22 protein-coding genes are annotated in these 21,547 nt (G+C 58.3%); 15 read left to right on the plus strand and 7 right to left on the minus strand.

Going from position 1 to position 21,547, the window contains the following annotated elements; translation table 11 throughout:
• The first annotated feature begins 103 nt into the window (after positions 1 to 103).
• The 7 genes from MTP42_RS00925 to MTP42_RS00955 all read left to right on the plus strand — a co-directional run bounded on the left by MTP42_RS00925 (position 104) and on the right by MTP42_RS00955 (position 5,548).
• A complete protein-coding gene (locus tag MTP42_RS00925) occupies positions 104 to 991 on the plus strand; it encodes a phosphate ABC transporter substrate-binding protein (RefSeq protein ID WP_156068010.1) in 888 nt (295 codons plus the stop codon).
• A 20-nt stretch (positions 992 to 1,011) separates the two neighbouring features.
• Positions 1,012 to 1,911 carry a phosphate ABC transporter permease subunit PstC gene (gene pstC / locus MTP42_RS00930; RefSeq protein ID WP_249257755.1) on the plus strand — a complete coding sequence of 300 codons (900 nt, stop codon included), beginning with the start codon at positions 1,012 to 1,014 and terminating at the stop codon, positions 1,909 to 1,911.
• A complete protein-coding gene (gene pstA, locus MTP42_RS00935; RefSeq protein WP_156059515.1) occupies positions 1,904 to 2,761 on the plus strand; it encodes a phosphate ABC transporter permease PstA in 858 nt (285 codons plus the stop codon). The genes pstC and pstA overlap by 8 nt, the downstream gene beginning before the upstream one ends.
• Before the next feature lie 164 nt (positions 2,762 to 2,925).
• Positions 2,926 to 3,690: a phosphate ABC transporter ATP-binding protein PstB gene (gene pstB / locus MTP42_RS00940; RefSeq protein WP_005928671.1), complete on the plus strand. Its 765-nt coding sequence runs from the start codon at positions 2,926 to 2,928 to the stop codon at positions 3,688 to 3,690.
• 13 nt (positions 3,691 to 3,703) lie between these two features.
• A complete protein-coding gene (gene phoU, locus MTP42_RS00945; RefSeq protein ID WP_249257756.1) occupies positions 3,704 to 4,372 on the plus strand; it encodes a phosphate signaling complex protein PhoU in 669 nt (222 codons plus the stop codon).
• An 89-nt stretch (positions 4,373 to 4,461) separates the two neighbouring features.
• A complete protein-coding gene (locus tag MTP42_RS00950; RefSeq protein ID WP_005928664.1) occupies positions 4,462 to 4,914 on the plus strand; it encodes a helix-turn-helix transcriptional regulator in 453 nt (150 codons plus the stop codon).
• A 124-nt stretch (positions 4,915 to 5,038) separates the two neighbouring features.
• Entirely contained in the window at positions 5,039 to 5,548 is a 510-nt protein-coding gene (locus MTP42_RS00955) for an acetyltransferase (protein WP_035393427.1), read from the plus strand.
• Between the two features lie 93 nt (positions 5,549 to 5,641).
• Here the strand turns inward: MTP42_RS00955 and MTP42_RS00960 are convergent, their stop codons facing one another.
• On the minus strand, positions 5,642 to 8,149 hold the full coding sequence (locus MTP42_RS00960; protein WP_249257757.1) for a leucine-rich repeat protein: 2,508 nt from the start codon (positions 8,147 to 8,149) through the stop codon (positions 5,642 to 5,644).
• Positions 8,150 to 8,196: 47 nt separating this feature from the next.
• Between MTP42_RS00960 and MTP42_RS14590 the strand changes: the two genes are divergently transcribed.
• On the plus strand, positions 8,197 to 8,325 hold the full coding sequence (locus MTP42_RS14590; RefSeq protein ID WP_256466570.1) for a hypothetical protein: 129 nt from the start codon (positions 8,197 to 8,199) through the stop codon (positions 8,323 to 8,325).
• Between the two features lie 122 nt (positions 8,326 to 8,447).
• Here MTP42_RS14590 and MTP42_RS00965 read toward each other — a convergent pair whose 3' ends face one another.
• Positions 8,448 to 8,585 carry a hypothetical protein gene (locus tag MTP42_RS00965; protein WP_181967273.1) on the minus strand — a complete coding sequence of 46 codons (138 nt, stop codon included), beginning with the start codon at positions 8,583 to 8,585 and terminating at the stop codon, positions 8,448 to 8,450.
• A gap of 339 nt (positions 8,586 to 8,924) precedes the next feature.
• On the opposite strand from MTP42_RS00965, the gene MTP42_RS00970 reads away from it, so the two are divergent.
• The 4 genes from MTP42_RS00970 (at position 8,925) to MTP42_RS00985 (ending at position 13,579) form a co-directional block, all read left to right on the plus strand.
• Positions 8,925 to 10,304, plus strand: a complete 1,380-nt coding sequence (locus tag MTP42_RS00970) for a Sapep family Mn(2+)-dependent dipeptidase (protein ID WP_249257758.1) — start codon at positions 8,925 to 8,927, stop codon at positions 10,302 to 10,304.
• Between the two features lie 16 nt (positions 10,305 to 10,320).
• A complete protein-coding gene (locus MTP42_RS00975) occupies positions 10,321 to 11,418 on the plus strand; it encodes a dipeptide epimerase (RefSeq protein WP_249257759.1) in 1,098 nt (365 codons plus the stop codon).
• A gap of 248 nt (positions 11,419 to 11,666) precedes the next feature.
• Positions 11,667 to 12,905, plus strand: a complete 1,239-nt coding sequence (gene sstT, locus MTP42_RS00980; protein WP_442899471.1) for a serine/threonine transporter SstT — start codon at positions 11,667 to 11,669, stop codon at positions 12,903 to 12,905.
• Positions 12,906 to 13,396: 491 nt separating this feature from the next.
• Entirely contained in the window at positions 13,397 to 13,579 is a 183-nt protein-coding gene (locus tag MTP42_RS00985) for a hypothetical protein (RefSeq protein ID WP_035393180.1), read from the plus strand.
• Between the two features lie 153 nt (positions 13,580 to 13,732).
• Here the strand turns inward: MTP42_RS00985 and MTP42_RS00990 are convergent, their stop codons facing one another.
• On the minus strand, positions 13,733 to 14,269 hold the full coding sequence (locus MTP42_RS00990; RefSeq protein ID WP_249257761.1) for an ECF transporter S component: 537 nt from the start codon (positions 14,267 to 14,269) through the stop codon (positions 13,733 to 13,735).
• A 209-nt stretch (positions 14,270 to 14,478) separates the two neighbouring features.
• On the minus strand, positions 14,479 to 14,715 hold the full coding sequence (locus MTP42_RS00995; protein WP_249257762.1) for a hypothetical protein: 237 nt from the start codon (positions 14,713 to 14,715) through the stop codon (positions 14,479 to 14,481).
• 144 nt (positions 14,716 to 14,859) lie between these two features.
• On the opposite strand from MTP42_RS00995, the gene MTP42_RS01000 reads away from it, so the two are divergent.
• From MTP42_RS01000 to MTP42_RS01010, 3 genes are all read left to right on the plus strand, one after another.
• Positions 14,860 to 15,711 carry a transketolase gene (locus MTP42_RS01000; protein ID WP_249257763.1) on the plus strand — a complete coding sequence of 284 codons (852 nt, stop codon included), beginning with the start codon at positions 14,860 to 14,862 and terminating at the stop codon, positions 15,709 to 15,711.
• 1 nt (position 15,712) lies between these two features.
• Entirely contained in the window at positions 15,713 to 16,657 is a 945-nt protein-coding gene (locus MTP42_RS01005) for a transketolase family protein (RefSeq protein WP_098923830.1), read from the plus strand.
• A 183-nt stretch (positions 16,658 to 16,840) separates the two neighbouring features.
• Complete coding sequence (locus MTP42_RS01010; RefSeq protein WP_117534586.1) at positions 16,841 to 18,046, plus strand: MalY/PatB family protein; 1,206 nt, start codon at positions 16,841 to 16,843, stop codon at positions 18,044 to 18,046.
• A 53-nt stretch (positions 18,047 to 18,099) separates the two neighbouring features.
• Here MTP42_RS01010 and MTP42_RS01015 read toward each other — a convergent pair whose 3' ends face one another.
• From MTP42_RS01015 to MTP42_RS01025, 3 genes are all read right to left on the minus strand, one after another.
• Positions 18,100 to 18,900, minus strand: a complete 801-nt coding sequence (locus MTP42_RS01015; protein ID WP_249257764.1) for a MurR/RpiR family transcriptional regulator — start codon at positions 18,898 to 18,900, stop codon at positions 18,100 to 18,102.
• A 363-nt stretch (positions 18,901 to 19,263) separates the two neighbouring features.
• Positions 19,264 to 20,676 (minus strand): NAD(P)/FAD-dependent oxidoreductase, encoded by a 1,413-nt coding sequence (locus tag MTP42_RS01020; RefSeq protein WP_005928470.1) that lies wholly within the window; start codon positions 20,674 to 20,676, stop codon positions 19,264 to 19,266.
• Positions 20,677 to 20,837: 161 nt separating this feature from the next.
• Entirely contained in the window at positions 20,838 to 21,539 is a 702-nt protein-coding gene (locus MTP42_RS01025) for an HdeD family acid-resistance protein (RefSeq protein ID WP_005928467.1), read from the minus strand.
• Positions 21,540 to 21,547 lie beyond the last annotated feature (8 nt).

Consider the following 21,547-nt stretch of genomic DNA (forward strand, 5'->3'; position numbering starts at 1 on the left):
GTCGAAGCGGTTCTCCGACTGGGATACAATAGTGCCGTACCCAAGGAAAACACGAAAACAAGAGCCGGGAACGGAAAGCCCGGATGTTTGGAGGACAAATATTATGAAAAAGATCACGCGTCGTTCGTTTCTCACTGTCTGCGGTGCAGTTGCTGCCGCTGCTGCTCTGACCGCCTGCGGCGGTTCTGCTTCCTCTGCTGCAGCTTCTTCTACCTCTGCCGCTGCAGGCTCCACTGCTTCTTCCACCGCTGCTGCCCTGTCCGGCAACGTTGCTACCGGTGGTTCCACCTCCATGAAGAACGTTATCGCTGCCCTGACCGAAGGCTTTGCCGAGGTTGAGCCGGGTGTTACCGTCAGCTACGACCCCACCGGTTCCGGCGCAGGCATCACCGGTGCTACCGATAAGACCCTGGACATCGGCCTGTCCTCTCGTGCCCTGAAGGACGACGAGAAGGCTGACGTGGATGGCACCACCATCGCTCTGGATGGCATCGCCATCATCGTCAACAATGCAAGCAAGGTGGAGGATCTGACCGTTGACCAGCTCAAGCAGATGTTCACCGGCGAGATCACCAACTGGTCTGAGGTCGGCGGCGACGACGGCGAGATCGTTCTGATCGGCCGTGAGGCTGGCTCCGGCACCCGTGATGGCTTTGAGAGCATCGTGGATGTCAAGGACAGCTGCAAGTACGCGCAGGAGCTGACCGCTACCGGCGCTGTCATCAGCGCTGTGGAGGCCAACCCTCTGGCCATCGGCTACGCTTCCCTGTCCGCTGTGGGCGACACCGTGAAGATGGTCACCGTTGGCGGCGTGGAGTGCAGCGAGGAGACCGTCAAGGACGGCAGCTACGAGGTGCAGCGTCCCTTCGTGTTCGTCACCAACAAGTCTGTCACCCTGTCTGAGCAGGCACAGGCTTTCTTCGACTTTGCCACCAGTGCCGATGCTGCTGACCTGATCCGCACTGCCGGTGCTGTTCCTGTGAATGAGTAATTGCGGAAAGCAATGATGCTATGAACAACAAAAAGATTTCTCTCCCCAGAACCCCTGCTGAGTGGCTGGAAACGGTGATGAACTTCATCTTCTTCCTCTGCGGCATCCTGGCGGTGGGCTGTGTGCTCCTGATCTCGGTGTACATGGTCCTCTCCGGTGTGCCTGCCATCCAGAAGATCGGGCTGTTCCGGTTCCTGTTCGGCACCCGGTGGGCTTCCACCGCTGCCGACCCGGCCTACGGCATCCTGCCCTTCATCCTGTCCAGCGTTTACGGCACGCTGGGTGCCACCGTGATCGGTGTGCCCATTGGCCTGCTGACGGCGGTGTTCCTCTCCAAGGCCGCAGGCCCGAAGGTGCGCACCGTGGTCGTGACCGCCATTGAGCTGCTGAGCGGCATCCCCAGCGTGGTGTTCGGCCTGCTGGGTATGCAGGTGCTGGTGCCCGCCGTGGCCAAGACCTTTGGCAAGGCCTCCGGTGCCTGCCTGCTGAGCGCCATCGTGGTGCTGGCGGTGATGATCCTGCCCAGCATCGTGTCGGTGTCGGTCACAGCGCTCAACGCTGTGCCGCCGGAGTATGAGCAGGGCAGCCTGGCTCTGGGCGCAACGGATGTCGAGACCTGGTTCAAGGTCAGCGTCCCCGCTGCCAGGAGCGGCATTGCAGCCGGTATCGTGCTGGGCATCGGCCGCGCCATCGGCGAGGCCATGGCCGTGATGATGGTGGCTGGCAACAGCCCCAACATGCCGGACAGCCTGTTCCGCAGCGTCACCTTCCTGACCACCGCCATTGCCAAGGAGATGAGCTACGCCAGCGGCCTGCAGAAACAGGCGCTGTTCAGCATTGCGCTGGTGCTGTTCGTCTTTATCATGGGCATCAATATCCTGCTCAATGTGGTGCTGAAGGGAGGAAAGCGCGATGAATAACAGTGCTTCTGCCTCCCGCCGCACCTGGAACCGCGTGATGAACGCTCTGGTCTGGGCCTCGGCTGTGCTGGTCATCGTACTGGTGGCGGGCATTCTGGGCATGGTGCTGGTGCGCGGCATCCCTCACATCAGCTGGAAATTCCTGACCACCACCGCCAGTGTGCTGAAGGGCACGGACGGCATCCTGCCTGCGATCCTCAACACGCTGTATGTCATCCTGCTGACGCTTTTGATCGTACTGCCGCTGGGTGTGGGCGCGGCCGTTTACCTGACCGAGTACGCCCAGAACCGCAAGGTCATCTCGGTGATCGAGTTCACCAACGAGACGCTGGCGGGCATCCCCAGTATCATTTACGGTCTGGTGGGCATGCTGGTGTTCGCCCAGACCCTGGGCTTCCAGACCTGCCTGCTCTCCGGCAGCCTGACGCTGGTGATCATGAATCTGCCCACCATCATCCGCACCACCCAGGAATCCCTGAAAACGGTGCCCCAGGGCTACCGTGAGGGTGCGCTGGGTCTGGGCGCGGGCAAGTGGCACATCATCCGCACCATCGTGCTGCCCTGCAGCATCGATGGCATCGTGACCGGCTGCATCCTGGCTGTGGGCCGCATCGTGGGCGAGAGCGCCGCGCTGCTCTTCACTGCCGGTGCCGCCGAGGTCATTGCCAACGGTGTGCTCAAGGCCTACACCTCCAACGGTGCCACCCTGTCGGTGCTGCTCTACCTCCGTGCCTTTGAGGACGGCGATTTTGACTCCGCCTGGGCCATTGGTGCAGTGCTGCTGGTGCTGGTGCTTGCCATCAATCTGGCAGCCCGGCTGGCCAAAACCAAACTGAAACAGAAGCAGTAAATAAACCCCACCGTCAATGCTCCGCATTGCCACCGCCCCTAGTAGGGGCGGCCTTGGCAAAACGGTTAAGCTTTACGAAATGCCAAGGGCCCCACTATTAGGGGGGCTGTCGAGCGTATGCGAGACTGAGGGGTTTAATACACGAGGAAATCTCGAGGAAAACTATGGAAAACGTATCACCCATTATCACAGCCAAAAACCTGAACCTCTGGTACGGGGATTTCAAGGCGCTGAAAGATATTTCGCTGGACATGGGAGAGCGGGAGATCACGGCCCTTATCGGCCCCTCCGGCTGCGGCAAGTCCACCTTCCTGAAGACCCTGAACCGGATGAACGACCTTGTGCCCGGGATCCGCATCGAGGGCGATGTCCGCCTGAAAGGGCAGGATATTTTTGCCCGCGAGATGCAGCCCACCGAGCTGCGCCGCCGGGTGGGCATGGTGTTCCAGAAGGCCAACCCCTTCCCCATGAGCATCTACGATAACATCACCTACGGCCCCAGGCTGCACGGTGTGCACAACAAGGCAGAGTTGGACGAGCTGGTGGAAAGCTCCCTGAAGGGTGCCGCCCTCTGGAACGAGGTCAAGGACCGCCTGAAAAAGAGCGCTCTGGGCCTTTCCGGCGGCCAGCAGCAGCGCCTGTGCATTGCCCGCGCTCTGGCTGTCAAGCCCGAAGTCCTGCTGATGGATGAACCCACCAGCGCCCTGGACCCCGGCTCCACCATGAAGGTGGAGGAGCTGATGAGCGAGCTGAAAAAGAACTACACTGTGGTCATTGTGACCCATAACATGCAGCAGGCAGCCCGTATCAGCGACCGCACCGCCTTCTTCCTGCTGGGCGAGCTGGTGGAAGCCGGCCCCACGGCGCAGATCTTCAGCACCCCGCAGGATAAGCGCACCGAGGATTACATTTCGGGCCGGTTCGGCTAAGGAGAAAAACGCAATGAGCAACCGTACACAATACGAAAACGACCTTGCTGCCCTGAAAACGGCCCTGACCGAGATGGGTCAGAGCGCTGCCGATGCCGTGGAAGCTGCAATGGAGGCCCTCTGCACCGCCGATGCCGAGGCTGCCGCCGCCGTGGTGCAGGGCGATGGCCGCATCAACAACATGGAGCGGGACATTGAGCACCGCTGCATGACCCTGCTGCTCCGCCAGCAGCCGGTGGCAGGCGACCTGCGCCGCATCTCCACCGCCATGAAGGTGGTCACGGATGTGGAGCGCATCGGCGACCATGCCTCCGATATCGCGGAGATCATCCCCCATCTGGTCACTGTCCGCAAGGAGGGCGACCCTGCTGTGAGCCAGGCCATCAGGATGGGCCAGAAGGCGCACAAGATGATCCTGGATGCTCTGAATGCCCTGACCTCTGAGGACGAGCAGGCCGCCCTCAGGGTCATTGCCGCCGACGATGAGGTGGACTACGATTTCAACGCCATCAAACATACGCTGGCGCAGGAGATCGCCGCCGACCCCGGCAAGGTGGATGCCGCCCTGGATCTGCTCATGGTCATCAAATATCTGGAGCGCATCGGCGACCACGCCGTGAACCTGGCCGAGTGGGTGGAGTTCGTCTGCAGCGGGCGTTATCATAACGAAAATATGTTCTGATCTTTGGTTTCTGTAAAAATTTGAGCTTCCTGCAATTATTTCTGTGACCCGCCCGTATTATAGGCAGAAAGGCTTCCCCAGAAAGCCTGATGAACTGGCTGCGGCGGGTGTCCGGCATCCCCCTGTCCCCGCCCGCCGCTGCCGCAACGGAGGGTTTTAACGCTATGGTACAGACCAAGAATTTCCCGCTGGAAACGCGCGGCGAGGCGGTCAGCCGCGAAGCGCTGGTCCAGGCGGCATTACAGGAGATCACCCAGAATTACCGCGAAGCAAGCCTTTCCAATGTGGCCCGCAGCTACGGCGTTTCGCTGGCGTATGTCAGCGAGTGCGTCCGGGCCCAGACCGGAAAGACCTATAAGGAGCTGCTGCAGAAGCACCGGATGGAGACCGCCGCCCGCCTGCTGCGCCGCAGCGACCTGAACATCCAGCAGATCATCACCCAGGTGGGCTACGAGAACACCAGCTACTTCTACCGCCTGTTCCATGAGCGGTATGGCCAGAGCCCCCGGGAGTACCGCCGGGCACGCAGCCAGCGCACATAAGTGCATCAGTGAACGACCCTCTCCGCCTTTGCAGCAGGCTTTGACGGAGAGGGCCGTTTTGTGTTATATTAAGGCAGAACGATCAGGGCGGGCAGCGGCCTGCCGGAAGAGAGGTTGGATGAAGATGTTTCGTGGAGCAAGACGTGCAGATCTGGATGCGATCCTGAAAATTTATGCCCGCGCCCGGCAGGCGATGGCGGATTCCGGCAACCCCACCCAGTGGGGAGACCATTTCCCGCCGCAGGAGCTGCTGGAAGAGGACATTGATTCCAACCGGCTGTTCCTCTACCTTGTCAACGGCGAGCTGGAGGGCGTGTTTGCCTTTATCCTTGGCCCGGACCCCACCTATGCCCGGATCGAGGATGGCAAGTGGCTGAACGATACCCTGCCCTACGGCACCATCCACCGGCTGGCTTCGGCGGGCAGGCACCCCGGCGTTGCCGCCGCTGTGATCACCTGGTGTCTGGAGCACTGCGAGAGCCTGCGGGCCGACACCCACGCCGACAACAAGATCATGCAGCACCTGCTGGAAGAAAACGGCTTTACCAGGTGCGGCATCATCCATGTGGAGGATGGCACGCCCCGCATTGCCTACCAGAAAATGTCCCTTACCCTGCCTTTGCGCCGGGATTGAACCGCAAAAATGCGCCGCCCCACCGGAAACGATGGAGCGGCGCTGTTTTTATGCAGTTCTGTCAGGCGTGGAAGGGAACGGGTGCGCCTGCGTTCAGGAAGCGGCAGCTGCTGCCGGAGCTTCCGGGGCGGGCTGCTCTGCCGCAGTTTCTTCCGGCGTGGGCTGGAAATACTTCTCGTACAGCTCCATGCCGATGCGGTAGCCCTGCCACACGATGACCGCCGTGCCTGCACCGGCCACGCCGATGATGGCGGCAGTGCCCAGAATGCTGGGCTCGCTCTCGATGGTGGCATCCCGGTACTGGGCTTCCACGGTCACGGTGCTGCCCTTGGCCACGCTGCCCGCCGGGATGGTAAAGCTCTCCTCGTTGTAGGCGACCGCCGGGTTGCCCAGCAGGCTGGCTTCATCCATGGCCCACAGGTCGAACACCATGCCCTCGGGCACGGCGCTCTGGTTCAGCGTCACCTTGACCTCGGCATCCACCGGCACGCTGGCGCTGGTCATGGCTTCGCCGCCGTTGTAGGTGAACGTGCCGCCTTTTACCGTCAGGGTGTAGGTGGGGGCTTCGGGTTCGGGCTCGGGTTTGGGTTCGGGCTTCGGGTCGGGAATCTTTTCCCAGTTGGCGTAAAGGGTGAACTTGCCGGTAGGAGCAACAGTGAAATCATAAGGCTTGCCATCTTTGGTGCGCCAGCCCTTGAACTCGTAGCCGGAAACGGTGGGAATTGTGGTGGGAGCTGTCAATGTTTCGCCCGTTTTGACGGATACTGTTATCATCCGCTTTGCTTCAGGCACTTTGTCGCCATAGTCGAAGGTGACGAGAGTGGGGACATAGCCAGAAAGAGCAGAAATAACGCTTTCACTTGTGCCAGAGTAGCGGATGTCATTCAGGCTAGTACAACCATCGAAAACATACGGGCCAATTGAAGTTACGCTGCCGGGAATCGTGATACTAGTCAGGCTAGAACAATTCTTGAAAGCCTCGAGGTCAATAGTTGTCACACTATCAGGAATCGTGATACTGGTGAGCTTAGTGCAGTTACAAAAAGCAGCCAAGCCAATTGAAGTTACACTGCCGGGAATCGTGATACTGGTGAGGTTGGTGCAATCTTCAAAAGCGCTGCTACCAATGGAAGTTATATTATTTGAAAGTGTGATGCTGCTTAAGTTTGTGCAATGGAAAAAAGCCAAGGGTCCGATATATGTGACACTTTGCGGAATTGTAATGTTAGTAAGGCTGGAGCAATAATAAAAAGCATCCCAGCCAATGGATATTACACTATCTGCAATGTCAACATGAGTTAGCTTAGCAAACCGGCTAAAAGCGCATTGTCCAATCGAAGTTACGCCGGGAGAAACGACAACAGAGGTGATTTGATCCCGGAAACTGCGCCATGGTTGATGACCGCTCATTAGATAATCTTCCATTGCACCACTGCCGCGAATCGTCAACGTATAAGTACTCGGGTTATCCGTGTTTTCGGTCAGCTGCCAAGTGACACCAGACCCATCTCCAGCTGCGCCGCCGGTCAGCTTGGCACCGGATTCAACCACCAACTGGACATCCGGGTTCAGGGGGCGCAGTGCGTTTTCCTCACCGGAGAAATCATAACTGCCGTTTGTCAGCGTCAGCGTGTTATTGCTCGCATCAAAATTCCAGCCGTTGCCGCTGTATTTTTTGTTGCTGCCCATAGGGCCAACGGGGTAGCCGTTTTCGTCAATTACCAGCCGGGTCAGCATGCTCAGGGTAACGGTGTCTGTACCAGTGGATGGTGCGGTGAAAGTGACAAAAAAACTATCAGAGGGTGCATGGTCAGTAGAATAGCTTGCACTTGGTGCCCAATCTTTTAACAAACAAGGTGTGCCGTTTGTGTCTCCGAATGTAACATCAATAGGAAATAATATTGGTTGACTGATAGGGGAAAAAGTATATTCGATGGTGACACTGGTATCATGGTCGGAATTGGGAATAATATAACAGCCACCGTTGAGACCATTGATTGTTGCGCGGCTAATCTTATAGATACCAGTGTTCTGGAGGTTCACATTCAAGGTATAGCCTTTAGCAACATGGCCACCCTCTGGCTTTTTACGAAAAATGCCGCCATTTATGGTGCCATTGTTGGTAACGGATATAAACGTGCCATTTTCAATCGTGCCACTGGATTCATTGGATATGGCATGGAGAAATTTTCCACCAGTGATAGAACCATGATTTATGAGGGAAGAGGAAGAAGAAAAAAAATAACCGCCACTGATTTTTCCGTTATTTATCACAGCGTTGTCGAAATTTCCCCTAACAATGGTTGCATTTCCTCCAATCGTGAGTTTACATTTGGTGACATTTCCATAGCCGGAAATAATTGAAAAAAAATCATATTCTGTCGAGCTGGCAGGATGCAGGTCAAGCGTTTGTGTAGAACCGTCATAGCTCCAGCCATCACCAGAACAATCTTCATCATGGTTTTTACCGGAACCGACAGGATAGCCATCTACAATTTTTAATTGGCCGCCTCCCTCCGCCCACGCTGTAAGTGCCGACACAGGCAGGAGCGTTACCGCCATGCACAGCGCCACCAGAAGGCTGATAAGTCGTTTCTTCATAGGGGGTCCCTCACTTTCTTTGGGCCGGAAGTGGAGCTCCGGCAAAAATGGATGCTCTTACTTCCTTAAATACACGCCGCGCGAAATCCTTTCACCCTTTTTCAAAAAAAAAAAAAATTAAAAAAAAAAAAAAAGAAAAAACAGACGGCAGTTTGACAGTGGTGGATATCCCTTGACAAATCGTTTAAAATTGACTATACTACAAATAGAAAAGGTGCTGACGAGCAATGTTTGGTCAGCTTCCCGTTTCTAGTGGATCAAAAAAGATTGACCGTTCGGTTTGGGGAAACAGAGGCGGTCAATCTTCTTTGTTTTTATCGCTCTTCTCGTGAGAAATCTTCCAGCCAGCATCAAATGCGGCTTTCGCAACGGTGACAAGCAGAGCCAGCAAACTGATCACTACCGTCAACAGAGCACAAACTTCTGTCAGAGACATTCGACATCCCTCCCTTCGCCTGAAAGGCTCCGGGAAAGGGTACAAAATCAAAAAAGTTCCGTTTCCCGGAGCAACGTTGCCGCTTGCGCGGCGTTGTAAGCACACCAGGAGCGAGAAGCATGACCACCTGCATTGCAGACAGCACCTTTTTTCCTGCTGTTACCAGCATTAAAAACAGTATATCATAGGATTTGACAATTTTCAATTGAAACCGAGCGCTCCCGGATACTTCTGATGAAGTATGCGGGGGCGCTTTTTCGTGGAACTGGGGGCTTGTGGAGCGGGGGCAATCGTTCTATAATACAAGCTGTGAAATGAATCACAAAAGGGGTGGAACGTATGGACAAAAAACTGAACGAGGCCGTGGCGGCGCTGCGGCCCCAGATGGTGGCGGCGCTCCAGCGGCTGGTGCGCAGGCGCAGTGTGGAGGCCGACCCGCTGCCGGGCAAGCCCTTTGGCGAGGAGGTGGATGCCTGCTTTGCCGAGGCGCTGACCCTCTGCCGTGAGCTGGGCTTTGAGACCACCGACATGGATCGGTACATCGGCTGGTGCGAGATCGGCACCGGGGACGAGATGGTGGCGGTGCTGGGGCATCTGGACGTGGTGCCCGAGGGCGAGGGCTGGCATCACCCGCCCTACGCCGCCGAGATCGAGGGCGGCAGGCTGTATGGCCGGGGTTCCATTGATGACAAAGGCCCGGTGGTGGCCAGCCTGTTCGCGCTGAAGGCCATCCGGGATCTGGGCATTCCGCTCAACCGCCGTGTCCGGCTGCTGTTCGGCCTGAACGAGGAGACCAACGACCGGGACGTGCTGTACTACAAGGCCCACGGCGGGGAGATCCCGGTGCTGGGCTTCACCCCGGACGGCGAGTATCCGCTCATCAACGGCGAAAAGGGCATTCTGAACGAGAGCTATGCTGTGCAGCTGCACCAGACCGGTGCCTGGCAGCTGAGCAGGGTGCAGGGCGGCGTGGCCGGCAATGTGGTGCCGGACTACGCCTGCGCTGTGCTGACCGCCCCGGCGGGGGCCTCCCTGCCGGATGCGGAGCACATCACCGTGACAGCCATCCCCGGCGGCTATCAGGTGGAAGCGGTGGGCGTTTCGGCCCACGGCAGCCACCCGGAGCAGGGCGAAAACGCCATCGGGCGGCTGGTGTGCTACCTCGACCGGCTGCCGCTGGAGGGGGATGCCAAACAGGCCGTGCACTTTCTGGCTGAGAAGCTGGGCACCGACCCCTACGGCGAGCGCCTGCTGGGCCATCGGCTGGAGGATGCGCTCTCCGGCCCCATGAGCTGCAACTGGGGGCTGATCGAGGGCGACGCGCAGCATCTGTGGGTCAAGCTGAACTACCGCTATCCTGTGACCATGGAACGGGCAGACTGCCAGCCCGCTGTGCAGGCCGCCTTTGAGGCCGCAGGCTGGGCGCTGGATGGGCAGGTGCACAAGGAAAAGCTTTACTACCCTGCCGAGACCCCGCTGGTCAGCGCCCTGCTGGAGGTTTACCGGGATGCCACCGGTGACAATGCCCCGCCCAAGTGCATCGGCGGCGGCACCTACGCCAAGATGCTGCCCAATGTGGTGGCTTTTGGCCCCCTGTTCGCGGGGGACCCGGTCACAGAGCATCAGCCCGATGAATGCATCGATCTGGAACGTCTGGTGCAGAACGCCCAGATCATTGCAAACGCCATTGTCAAGCTGGCAAACCTGCCGCTGGAATAAGAAGGAGGACGGGACTATGAAGATCACACAGGTGCGGCTGGGCCGCATTTCCACCCCGCTGCGGGTGCCGTTCAAAACGGCACTGCGCACTGTGAACAGCGTTGAGGATGTTATCGTGGAGCTCCACACCGATACCGGTGCGGTGGGCTACGGCGAAGCACCCCCGACCGGTGTCATCACCGGCGACACCACCGGGGCCATCCTCGGTGCCATTCAGGATCATATCGCCCCTGCCCTGCTGGGCCGCGACCTCGATGAATTTGAGGATCTGACCGCCGCTGTGCAGAAGGCGCTTGTCCACAACACCAGCGCCAAGGCCGCTGTGGACATGGCCCTGTGGGATCTGCTGGGCCAGAAGTACAGCGCCCCTGTTTACCGGATGCTGGGCGGTGCCCGCAGAAACATCGTGACCGATATCACCATCAGCGTCAACCCGCCGGAGGAGATGGCCCGGGATGCCCGCACCGCCGTCCAGCGCGGCTACGACTGCCTGAAGGTCAAGGTTGGTATCGACCCTGAACTGGATGTGGCCCGCCTTGCCGCGGTGCGGCAGGCTGTGGGCCGGGACATCAAGCTCCGCATCGATGCCAATCAGGCCTGGAACGCCAAGCAGGCGGTCCGCATCCTGAACCAGATGCAGGAGAAGGGGCTGGACATTGAGTTCGTGGAGCAGCCCGTGCCCGCCGCAGACCTTGAGGGGATGCAGTATGTCACCCGCCATGCCGATGTGCCCGTACTGGCCGACGAGAGCGTGTTCAGCCCGGCAGATGCCATGCGGATCATGCAGACCGGCGCGGCCGACCTGGTGAACATCAAGCTGATGAAGTGCGGCGGCATCACCAATGCCCTGCGCATTGCCGCCGCCGCTGAGGTGTACGGCGTGGAGTGCATGATCGGCTGTATGCTGGAAGCAAAGATCTCGGTCAACGCCGCTGTGGAGCTGGCCTGCGCCAAGAAGATCATCACCAAGATCGACCTTGACGGCCCGGTGCTCTGCAGCGAGGACCACATCCTCGGCGGTGCCGTGTTCGACGAAAAGAACATCACCGTCTCCGACGCGCCCGGCATGGGCATTCAGGGCTTTGTACCCGGCAAGGTGTCCTATCTCGACTAAAACAGGAACAGACCGCATCCCGAAACACACGGGGTGCGGTCTCTTTTTGTGAATCTGTATTTCATATACGGACAGTGAAAAAAGCTCGTGTCTGTATATGTTGAAATGAAAAACAAAAAAAGCGGGCAAAATCTTTGACTTTTTGGCCTGCGAGGCGTATAATCGTACTTGTTCCGTGTAGAGGAATGGGAAAACTGTGCGCAATAGGCGCACAATCTGGATAGGGGAGTAGAAAAGTTATGAAAACGTTGAAAGCGGTTGCGGCAAGGTACAACGCCACCAGCCTGATCCTGCGCATCGTCATCGGCCTTGTGGTCGGTGCGGTGCTGGCACTGGCGGTGCCCGGTGCGGGCTGGGTGGAAGAGTTCGGCAGCCTGTTCGTGGGTGCCCTGAAGGGCATTGCCCCGGTGCTGGTGTTCGTTATCGTGGCCAGTGCGCTGGCGCAGGGCACGTCCAGGCTGGACCGGCGCTTTGGCACGGTCATCTGGCTGTACATGCTCACCACCTTCCTGGCCGCCGCCATTGCGGTGGTGACCAGCTTCCTGTTCCCTCAGACCGTCGTTCTGGCTGAGGCGGCAGAATCCGAGGTGGTGCCCCAGGGTCTGGGCGAGGTGATGAACACCCTGCTCACCAACTTCGTGGCAAACCCCGTCAGTGCCCTGCTGAACGGCAATTACATCGGCATCCTGTTCTGGGCCTGCCTGTTCGGTCTGGCCCTGAAGAAGTACGGCGCGGACAGCACCAAGCTGTTCCTGGCGAACACAGCGGATGCAGTCTCCCAGATCGTCCGCTGGATCATCAATCTGGCACCCTTCGGCATCATGGGCCTTGTGTACACCAACGTGTCCAGCAACGGCCTGTCCATCTTTACCCAGTACGGCAGGCTGCTGCTCCTGCTGGTGGGCACCATGCTCTTTATGGCACTGGTCGTCTCGCCCTTCATCATCTTTGTGTACCTGCACTGCAACCCGTATCCGCTGGTGCTCCGCTGCCTGCGTGAATCTGGCCTGACCGCCTTCTTCACCCGCAGCTCTGCCGCCAACATCCCGGTCAATATGGATCTGTGCGAAAAGCTGGGGCTGGATAAGGATATGTATTCCGTCTCCATCCCGCTGGGCGCTACCATCAATATGGATGGTGCCGCCATCACCATTACCATTATGACGCTGGCTGCGGCCAATACGCTGGGCATTCAGGTGTCCCTGCCTGCCGCCATCCTTCTTTCCGTGATGAGCGCTCTGGGTGCCTGCGGTGCTTCCGGCGTGGCTGGCGGCTCCCTGCTGCTGATCCCCATGGCCTGCTCCCTGTTCGGCATCTCCAATGATATCGCCATGCAGGTGGTCGGTGTCGGCTTTATCATCGGCGTGGTGCAGGATTCCGTGGAAACTGCCCTGAACTCCGCCGGTGACGTGGAATTTGCCGCCACTGCAGAATATCACCAGTGGCGCAAGGAGGGCAAGCCCCTGCCGGCGTTCCTGTGCAAGTGATGCAAAACTGAAATGGCTTTTCAAAGGCTGCTGTGCTGCTGGCACGGCGGCCTTTTTGTTTGGAACTTTTTTCTGGGCATTTTGCACAGGAAAGCCCTCGTCCTGTTTGAAATTGACGGATTCTGACGGATTTTGCATGAGAGTATCCCCTTTTGCAGAAGAAATTCTGGGCAAAACGGAGAGAAAATCTGAAAAAACTTTCCAAACAAGGTTTCAATCGTCCATGTATACAAGAACTTTATTTTTCATAAAAAACGTTTTGTGCTAGTTGCGCAAAGAACGAAAGAACGTTAAAAATGTATCACTAAATTCATGGTTTGTTCATAGAATTTATAAAACGATTTCATAATTGAGTGGCATAATATGGCCATCCTCAGAGAGGGGAACAAAAGAACGAAGGGTTCTGAAAGGTTCCGCTTTGAGGATGCAGGGAGATAGAGGCCCTGCCAAAAAACACAATGACATTTACCGATATACGGAGGATATTTATTATGATGAACAAGAACACTGCTATTCTGGACAACACTATGATGGACGCTTACCTGACTGTCACCGAGGGCGTGTCCGATAACTGCGGCATTGGCCTGGCTTTTGCAAGCCTGCTCGAGAGCGCAAAGAAGAACTTTGTCAACCAGAGCAACCGCCGCGCTGTCAATGCAAGCTTTGCCGGCTGATCTTCTCCAATTTGCCGGTTGAAGATTCTCCTTCTTTTTTGTTACAGCTGCTGCCACACTGTAATATGAACTGAAAAGCCCGGAACCACCTGCCGCCATAGCAGGTACGGTTCCGGGCTTTTTTGCTGTGTGGGTTCGGTCAGCGCAGGGATTTTAAGCCGTCAGCTTTGCTTTCTGCAGCGCGGCCACGATCAGCGGAATGAGGATGAGCTGCGCCACGATGCCGGGCACGGCAGTGAGCACCGCACCGGACAGGAACGCGCTGAACGGGAAGCTGGAGCCGGACAGACCGGCCAGCACAAAGCGCACCACACCCCAGACAAGGCGGCCTGCCACCATCGAGGTGACAAGAGTGGCATAGATCATGGGCAGGGTGTGCTGCACCTTGCGGTACATGAAACCGGCCACAGCGCCGTATGTGGCCAGCTCAAAGGCCATGGCGATGGCAATGGGGTACATCGGGGGCATCCCGAACAGCACCGAGCGGAGCAGCGGGGCGGCAAAGCCCAGTGCCAGGCCCCAGGGGCCGCCCAGCACAAAGCCTGCCAGCAGCACCGGGAAGTGCATGGGGCAGAGCATATTGCCGATCTGAGGCACATGGCCGGTGATCATGGGCAGCACAAAGGCCAGTGCCAGAAACAGTGCGGCCAGCACCAGATCACGGGTCGCGGAACGGGTCTTGGTATTCATCAATGATTCCTCCTGAAAATGCGCAGACAAAAAGGGCCTGCCGCCAGCACGCGCGCCAGCGGCAGACCCCTTCATGGTGTCTGTTTCAAAATAATGTTTGCGGGGAGAAACACGGGCTTCGGCCCGCAAAGCCCCGGCTTCAGCCGGGAATTGTGCAAAAAGTATAGCAGATGCAAAGCCGCCTTGTCAAGCTCAGCGGATGAGGATGGTTACGGGGCGGTGTTTGCGGATTTTTGAAATTTGTAGATGTAATAAAAGGAATCTTCACCGGGGCCTTCTGCAAATGTACTGTTACAGACATTGGTGTGAGAATAACCATTGTCGGAGGCTGCATTCAATTCGGCATCAGAAAGCAAGCCGGTCAAAAGCTGCAAAAATGTTTTGCGGGGGCAAAATGGACCTGCATTTTCAACAAAAACGGGAACATTTACAAGCGATTTTGCCAAGGGATGTACATTTTGACGAAAGAACCTTGACGTTTTTGCATAGAATAGATAATATAGACTTGAGAAATAGCGCATCAGGGCGTACGGCCCGGGTGCGTACCATAATCCGATGCAAACACTGAGGTTCATACGGGAGGACCAAAGATGACAAATGCAGAAAAGCTTACCCTGGCAAAACACGCCTGCCACATCCGCATGGGCGTGATCGAGGGCACTCACAGCGCCAAGTGCGGCCATCCGGGCGGCAGCCTGGATATCGCCGAGGTGCTGGCGTACCTCTATTTCGTAGAGATGAAGGTGGATCCGAAGGATCCCAAGAACCCTGACCGCGACCGTCTGGTGCTCTCCAAGGGCCATGCGGCCCCGGCGCTGTACGCCGCGCTGGCTGAGCGTGGGTTCTTCCCGGTGGAGGACCTCAAGACCCTGCGCAAGATCGGCAGCTACCTGCAGGGCCACCCCAACATGAACAGTGTGCCGGGCGTGGATATGTCCACCGGCAGTCTGGGTCAGGGCGTGAGCGCCGCCTGCGGCATGGCACTGGGTGCCAAGCACGCCGGTAAGCCCATCAATGTTTACACCATCCTGGGTGACGGCGAGGTGGAAGAGGGCGAGTGCTGGGAAGCCTTTATGTTTGCTTCTCACTACGGCCTGTCCAACCTCTGCGTTATGCTGGACCGCAACCATCTGCAGATCGATGGCACCACCGAGACCGTGATGAACAGCGCCCCGCTGGAGGAGAAGCTGAAGGCCTTCAACTTCAACGTGCTGACCATCAACGGCCACGATTTGGATGCCATTGAGAGCGCCATCGCCGCTTTCCACGGTGAGAACGAAAAGCCCACCTGCATCATTCTGGATACCCTCAAGGGCAAGGGCGTTTCCTTTATGGAGAACTCCGTTGACTGGCACGGCAAGGGCCCCAACGATGAGGAATACGCACAGGCCATGCAGGAGCTGAATGCAGCTTACGCCGCGCTGGAAGAGGAGGACAAGTAAGATGGCAGAAGTGAAGAAGATCGCTACCCGTGACAGCTACGGCAACACCCTGAAGGAGCTGGCCGCTGAGGGCCACGACGACCTGGTGGTGCTGGACGCTGACCTGGCTGCCGCCACCAAGACCGGTATGTTCCGCAAGGCGCACCCGGACCGTCACTTCGACTGCGGCATTGCCGAGGGCAACATGATGGGCGTGGCCGCAGGTCTGGCCACTATGGGTTATGTTCCCTTTGTTTCCAGCTTTGCCATGTTTGCCGCAGGCCGTGCCTTTGAGCAGATCCGCAACTCGATCGCCTACCCCCGCCTGAACGTCAAGATCGGTGCCACCCACGGCGGCATCTCTGTGGGCGAGGACGGTGCTTCCCACCAGTGCTGCGAGGACTTTGCCCTGATGCGCAGCCTGCCCGGCATGACCGTGATCTGCCCCGCAGACGATGTGGAGGCCCGTGCCGCTGTGCGTGCCGCTTACGCCATGCAGGGCCCTGTTTACCTGCGCTTCGGCCGTCTGGCTGTGCCTGTGTTCCACGATGAGGCTACCTACCACTTTGAGCTGGGCAAGGGCGAGCAGATCACCGAGGGCAGCGACATTGCCATCATCGCCACCGGTCTGATGGTCAACGAGGCCCGCCTGGCTGCCGAGCAGCTGGCTGCCGAGGGCATCCACGCCCGGGTCATCAACATCCACACCATCAAGCCTCTGGACGAGGAGATCGTCCTCAAGGCCGCCAAGGAGTGCGGCAAGGTCATCACCGCCGAGGAGCACAGCGTCATCGGCGGCCTGGGCGAGGCTGTCTGCGCCGTCCTGAGCGAGAAGCTGCCTACCCCTGTCCGCCGCGTGGGCGTGCAGGACAAGTTCGGCTGCTCCGGCCCTGCATGGGACCTGCTCAAGCTGTACGGTCTGGATGCAGCGACCATCTGCAAGACCGCTCACGAGATGCTGGGCTGATCCGGAAAGTCAATACCAATAAAAGCCGGTCGGCGGATGCCGACCGGCTTTTTGCGTGCAATTACCGTAAAAATTCGTGATTTTTCCGCACGATATCCGGGGAAACGTGCTGGCTGCTTGCACCCGGCGGCAAAGTGTGTTAAAGTGGGGCCAGATAAAAATTTTGAGAGAAGGAGCACCGCTATGAAATACGATTTCACTTCCATCATGGACCGCCACGGCAAGGATGCCATTGCAGTGGATGGCCTTGGCACCGGCTTTGCCCCCGCCGCCCCCAAGGAGGGCTTTGACGCCATCCCCATGTGGGTGGCCGATATGAACTTCCCCACCGTGCCCACCATCCAGGAAGCCATCATCGAGCGCACCAACCACCCCGCGTTTGGCTACTTCAACCCCACCGATGAATACTTCGATTCCATCATCCGGTGGCAGGCAAAGCGCAACGGCGTGCAGGGCCTGACCAAGGAGTGCATCGGCTACGAGAACGGCGTGCTGGGCGGCGTGATCAGCGCCCTGAACTGCGTCTGCTCCAAGGGCGACAAGATCCTGATCCACAGCCCCACCTACATCGGCTTCACCATGAGCCTGAAGAACAACGGCTACGAGGCTGTCCACAGCCCGCTGGTCAAGGATGAGAACGGTGTGTGGCGGATGGACTTTGAGGACATGGAAAAGCACCTGAAAGAGGAAAAGATCCATGCCGCCATCATGTGCAACCCCCACAACCCCTGCGGCCGTGTGTGGGAGCGCTGGGAGCTGGAAAAGGCCATGGAGCTGTACAAGAAGTATGATGTGTATGTGGTCTCCGATGAGATCTGGTCGGACATCATCCTGAGCGGAAACAAGCACATCCCCACCCAGTCTGTGAGCGAGGATGCCCGCCAGCGCACCGCCGCTTTCTATGCCCCCTCCAAGACCTTCAATCTGGCCGGTCTGGTGGGCAGCTACCATATCGTTTACAACAGCTGGTGGCGTGACCGCATGGAAAAAGAGTCCAGCCTGAGCCACTACAACATGATGAACGTTCTCTCCATGCACGCCCTGATCGGTGCTTACAAGCCCGAGGGCTACGAGTGGACCGACGAGCTCTGCGAGGTGCTGACCGGCAACATCGACTTTGCCTGCGATTACATCGAGAAGCATTTCGAGGGCGTGACCGTCTCCAAGCCGCAGGGTACCTACATGCTGTTCGTGGACTGCACCGACTGGTGCAAGGCCCACGGCAAGACCATTGAGGATGTGGAGCACGCCTGCTGGGATGTGGGCGTTGCCATCCAGGACGGCACCATGTTCTTTGGCCCCTGCCACCTGCGCATGAATCTGGCTTCTCCCCGTTCCCGCATCGAGGAGGCGTTCCACCGCATGGACAAGTACGTTTTTAACGCATGATCGCTTAAACACAGCAAAAAGTCCCGACCAGAACGGCCGGGACTTTTTTGCGCTTAATTCAGATCGAAATTGCCCACCAGCAGGTAGTAGAGCACCTCCACCACCAGCGCTGCCGAAAGCTGGGAAGGCAGCATATCGCTGGCAATGCGCTGGATACGGTTGGAGGCCAGCAGGGTATAGCTGGCGTGGCCTGCCAGCGCCGAGCGCTTGTCGCAGGTGATGAGGATGACCGGTGTGCCGTTCTTCTTGGCGGCACGGGCGGCCGTCTCCAACGCCTCGCAGCGGCCTGCGCTGGAAATGAGCAGCAGGGCATCTTTTGGGGTCAGTGCCGAAGCGAAAGACCGTGCCTTTTCTGGCACCGGGCTGATCATGCAGCGCTTGCCCAGACTGCCCAGCTTGAGCGAAGCATCCATGGCAACGGGCAGGCTGCTGCCGTTGGCTTCGATCTCAATGATCTCTGCCGCCCGCAGAATGGAAAGCACCTTTCTCAGCTGGACAAGGTTCAAGGCCTGAATGGTGGCCTGAACCTCCTCCTGACGGTTGTTCTGAAGATCGAGCAGGGCCTGATGCAGCGGGTCATTGGGGGGCCTTTTGCGGGCCTCCGTTTCCTGCTGCTCCAGCACATCCCGTGCAAGCTCCAGTTGGAATTTGCGGTAATTTGCGTAGCCGAGCTTGTGGCACAGCCGGGTGACCGTGGCTTCGGACGAGTGGCTGGCCTTTGCAAGCTCTGCAGAGGTGGCGACCGAGGCCCACTTTACATCTGCAAGAATGCAGTCCGCAATGCGCCGTTCGGCGCTGTAAAGCTGGAGCCCGGAGCACAGCTGGGTGACGACGCTTCCCGGGGAATCGTGCATAGCAATACCTCCCTGTGCGCGCTGTGCATTGGGCACAACGCACAGTACTCTGGGAATAGTATACCGATTTTTTGGTGAAAAATCAATTGAATCTGGCAAGAAAATGCATATCGTTCCAAAATAAACCGGGATCCCGCCAGAACTTCTTTGCCCGCCGCTATGACTGGCAGACTTTGCTCTGCCGTGAGGGCGGTGCCATGCGGAACAACGCTGCGCACACCATATCGAAATCTTCAACGAGGTGGAGCGCCAGAACCCGCTGCCCGTCAAATTCTCCAAACCGGAATAAGCTGCGCTGAAATTACAAAAGGACTGCTCCGTCGGAGCAGTCCTTTTTGCGTTTTGAGGGGCAGGAAGGTGCGATCAGCACCCTTCCTTTTCGGCCAGCTTCCGGCCCATGAGCACGCCCATGACGGAGGCCATCATCAGGCCGCGGGTCCAGCCGGAGGAGTCACCCAGGCAGTGCAGGCCCCGGATGTTGGTGTCGAGGTTCTCGTCCATCTTGACCTTGTTGGAGTAGAACTTCAGCTCGGGGCTGTAAAGCAGGGTCTCGTTGGCGGCAAAGCCGGGCACGACCATATCCAGCATCTTGATGAACTCGATGATGTTGGTCATGGCGCGGTAAGGCATGGCGGCGGTGATATCACCGGCCACGGCATCCTTCAGGGTGGGCTTGACGTTGGATTGTGCCAGCTCCTTGGGCCAGGTGCGCTTGCCGTCCAGAATGTCGCCGTAGCGCTGGACCAGAATGTGGCCCGCGCCCAGCATGTTGGTCAGCTCACCCACCTTCTGAGCGTAGGCGATGGGCTGGTTGAAGGGTTCGGTGAAGTTGTGGGAGACGAGGATGGCCAGGTTGGTGTTCTCGCTCTTCTTCTCCTTGAAGCTGTGGCCATTGACCACGGCCAGGTCGTTGTCGTAGTTCTCCTGAGCCACAAAGCCGCCGGGGTTCTGGCAGAAGGTGCGCACCTTGTTCTTCCAGGGCTTGGGGTAGCCGATGAGTTTGGACTCGTACAGCACCTTATTCACCTTTTCCATGACCTCGTTGCGGCACTCCACGCGCACGCCGATGTCAACGGTGCCGGGCTTGTGGGCGATGTGGTGCTCGGCGCAGATCTTCTCCAGCCAGTCGGCACCGCGGCGGCCCGTGCCGATGACCACAGTATCGGCATAAACAGCATGGGCTTCCTCGTCCTTGGGTCCCTTGATGAACACGCCCTTGCACTCCTCGTTCTCCAGGATGATGTTCTCGCACTCGGTGCTGAACAGCATCTCCACGCCGTTGTCGGCCAGATAGTTCTGGATGGCCAGATACAGCTGCTGGGCCTTCTCAGTGCCCAGATGACGGATGGGGCAGTCCACCAGCTTCAGGCCGGCGTGGATGGCGTTCTTGCGGATCTCCTTGATGTCCTCGCCGGTGTAGATGCCCTCCACATGGGGGTCGGCACCGAACTCGAGGTAGATCTTATCGGTGTAATGGATGAGCTCCTGTGCGAACTCCTCGCCGATCAGGCTGGGCAGGTCGCCGCCCACCTCATAGGAGAGGCTCAGCTTGCCGTCCGAGAACGCGCCTGCACCGGAGAAGCCGGTGGTGATGGCGCAGGTGGGGCGGCAGTTGACGCAGTGGCCCAGCTCGGCCTTGGGGCAGTGGCGCTTTTCCACCGGCTTGCCCTTTTCCACCAGCAGGATCTTTTTCTTGCTGCCGTGGCGCAGCAGCTCTACAGCGGTGAAGATGCCGGCCGGACCGGCACCCACAATGATCAGATCGTATTTTTCCATCTCTAGTTTTATCCTTTACTATTAGTTACAAACTCCCTCAGTCGCCTGTCGGCGACAGCTCCCTCGGAGAGGGAGCCTTTTCTCGGAGGGAAGCTTTATGGGGGTGGCCAAAGCCTCCCTCATGGAGGGAGGTGGCATCGCGCAGCGATGACGGAGGGAGTTTAATCCTCTTCCTGCTCCACTTCCGCGCTCTCATCCACATGATCCAGCTCCACGGCGGAGGCTTCCACGTCGGCAGGGGCGATGTCCGGGGCAATCACGCCGTCACCGTTCAGATCCTGACCGGTCAGGGATTCCAGCATGGACTGGGTCTCGGGGTGGAGCTTGGCAAAGCGGCGGATGGCCAGCACGGTGTACAGGGCACTGAGCAGGTTGATGGCACCCTCGATGATGAGGATGATGCCAATGGCCATGACCAGCGTCTCCATGGTGCCGAAGGGGTTCAGGATCATCACCACGCCCAGCACCACGCTGAGCACCGGCAGCAGCAGGAAGCCCTTCCAGCTGGGGTACTCACAGCGGCGCAGGTCCAGAGCGTTCTGGATGCGGCCCAGACTGTCGAAGATGACGAACAGGCCGAACACGATGGGCAGGATGCGCACCACGATGTCACTGCGGAGGATCAGGAACGCGCCCAGGCCCAGGCAGATGATGCCCGAGATGAGGGTGAGCTGGCTCTGGAAGATGCCGCGCTCCACGGCAAAGTAGCGCACCAGCTGAACGGCGGCGCACACCAGCACCACGCCACCCAGGGCGTAGCAGACCACGTTGAGGGCGGTGGAGGGCCGCATGAGCAGGAAGATGCCCAGCCCCAGGTAAAGCACGCTCATCAGGATCAGATTCCATTTCAACTTCTTTGCCATAAAAGGTC

It is taken from the genome of Faecalibacterium sp. I2-3-92 (assembly GCF_023347315.1).
Lineage (GTDB): Bacteria > Bacillota > Clostridia > Oscillospirales > Ruminococcaceae > Faecalibacterium > Faecalibacterium duncaniae.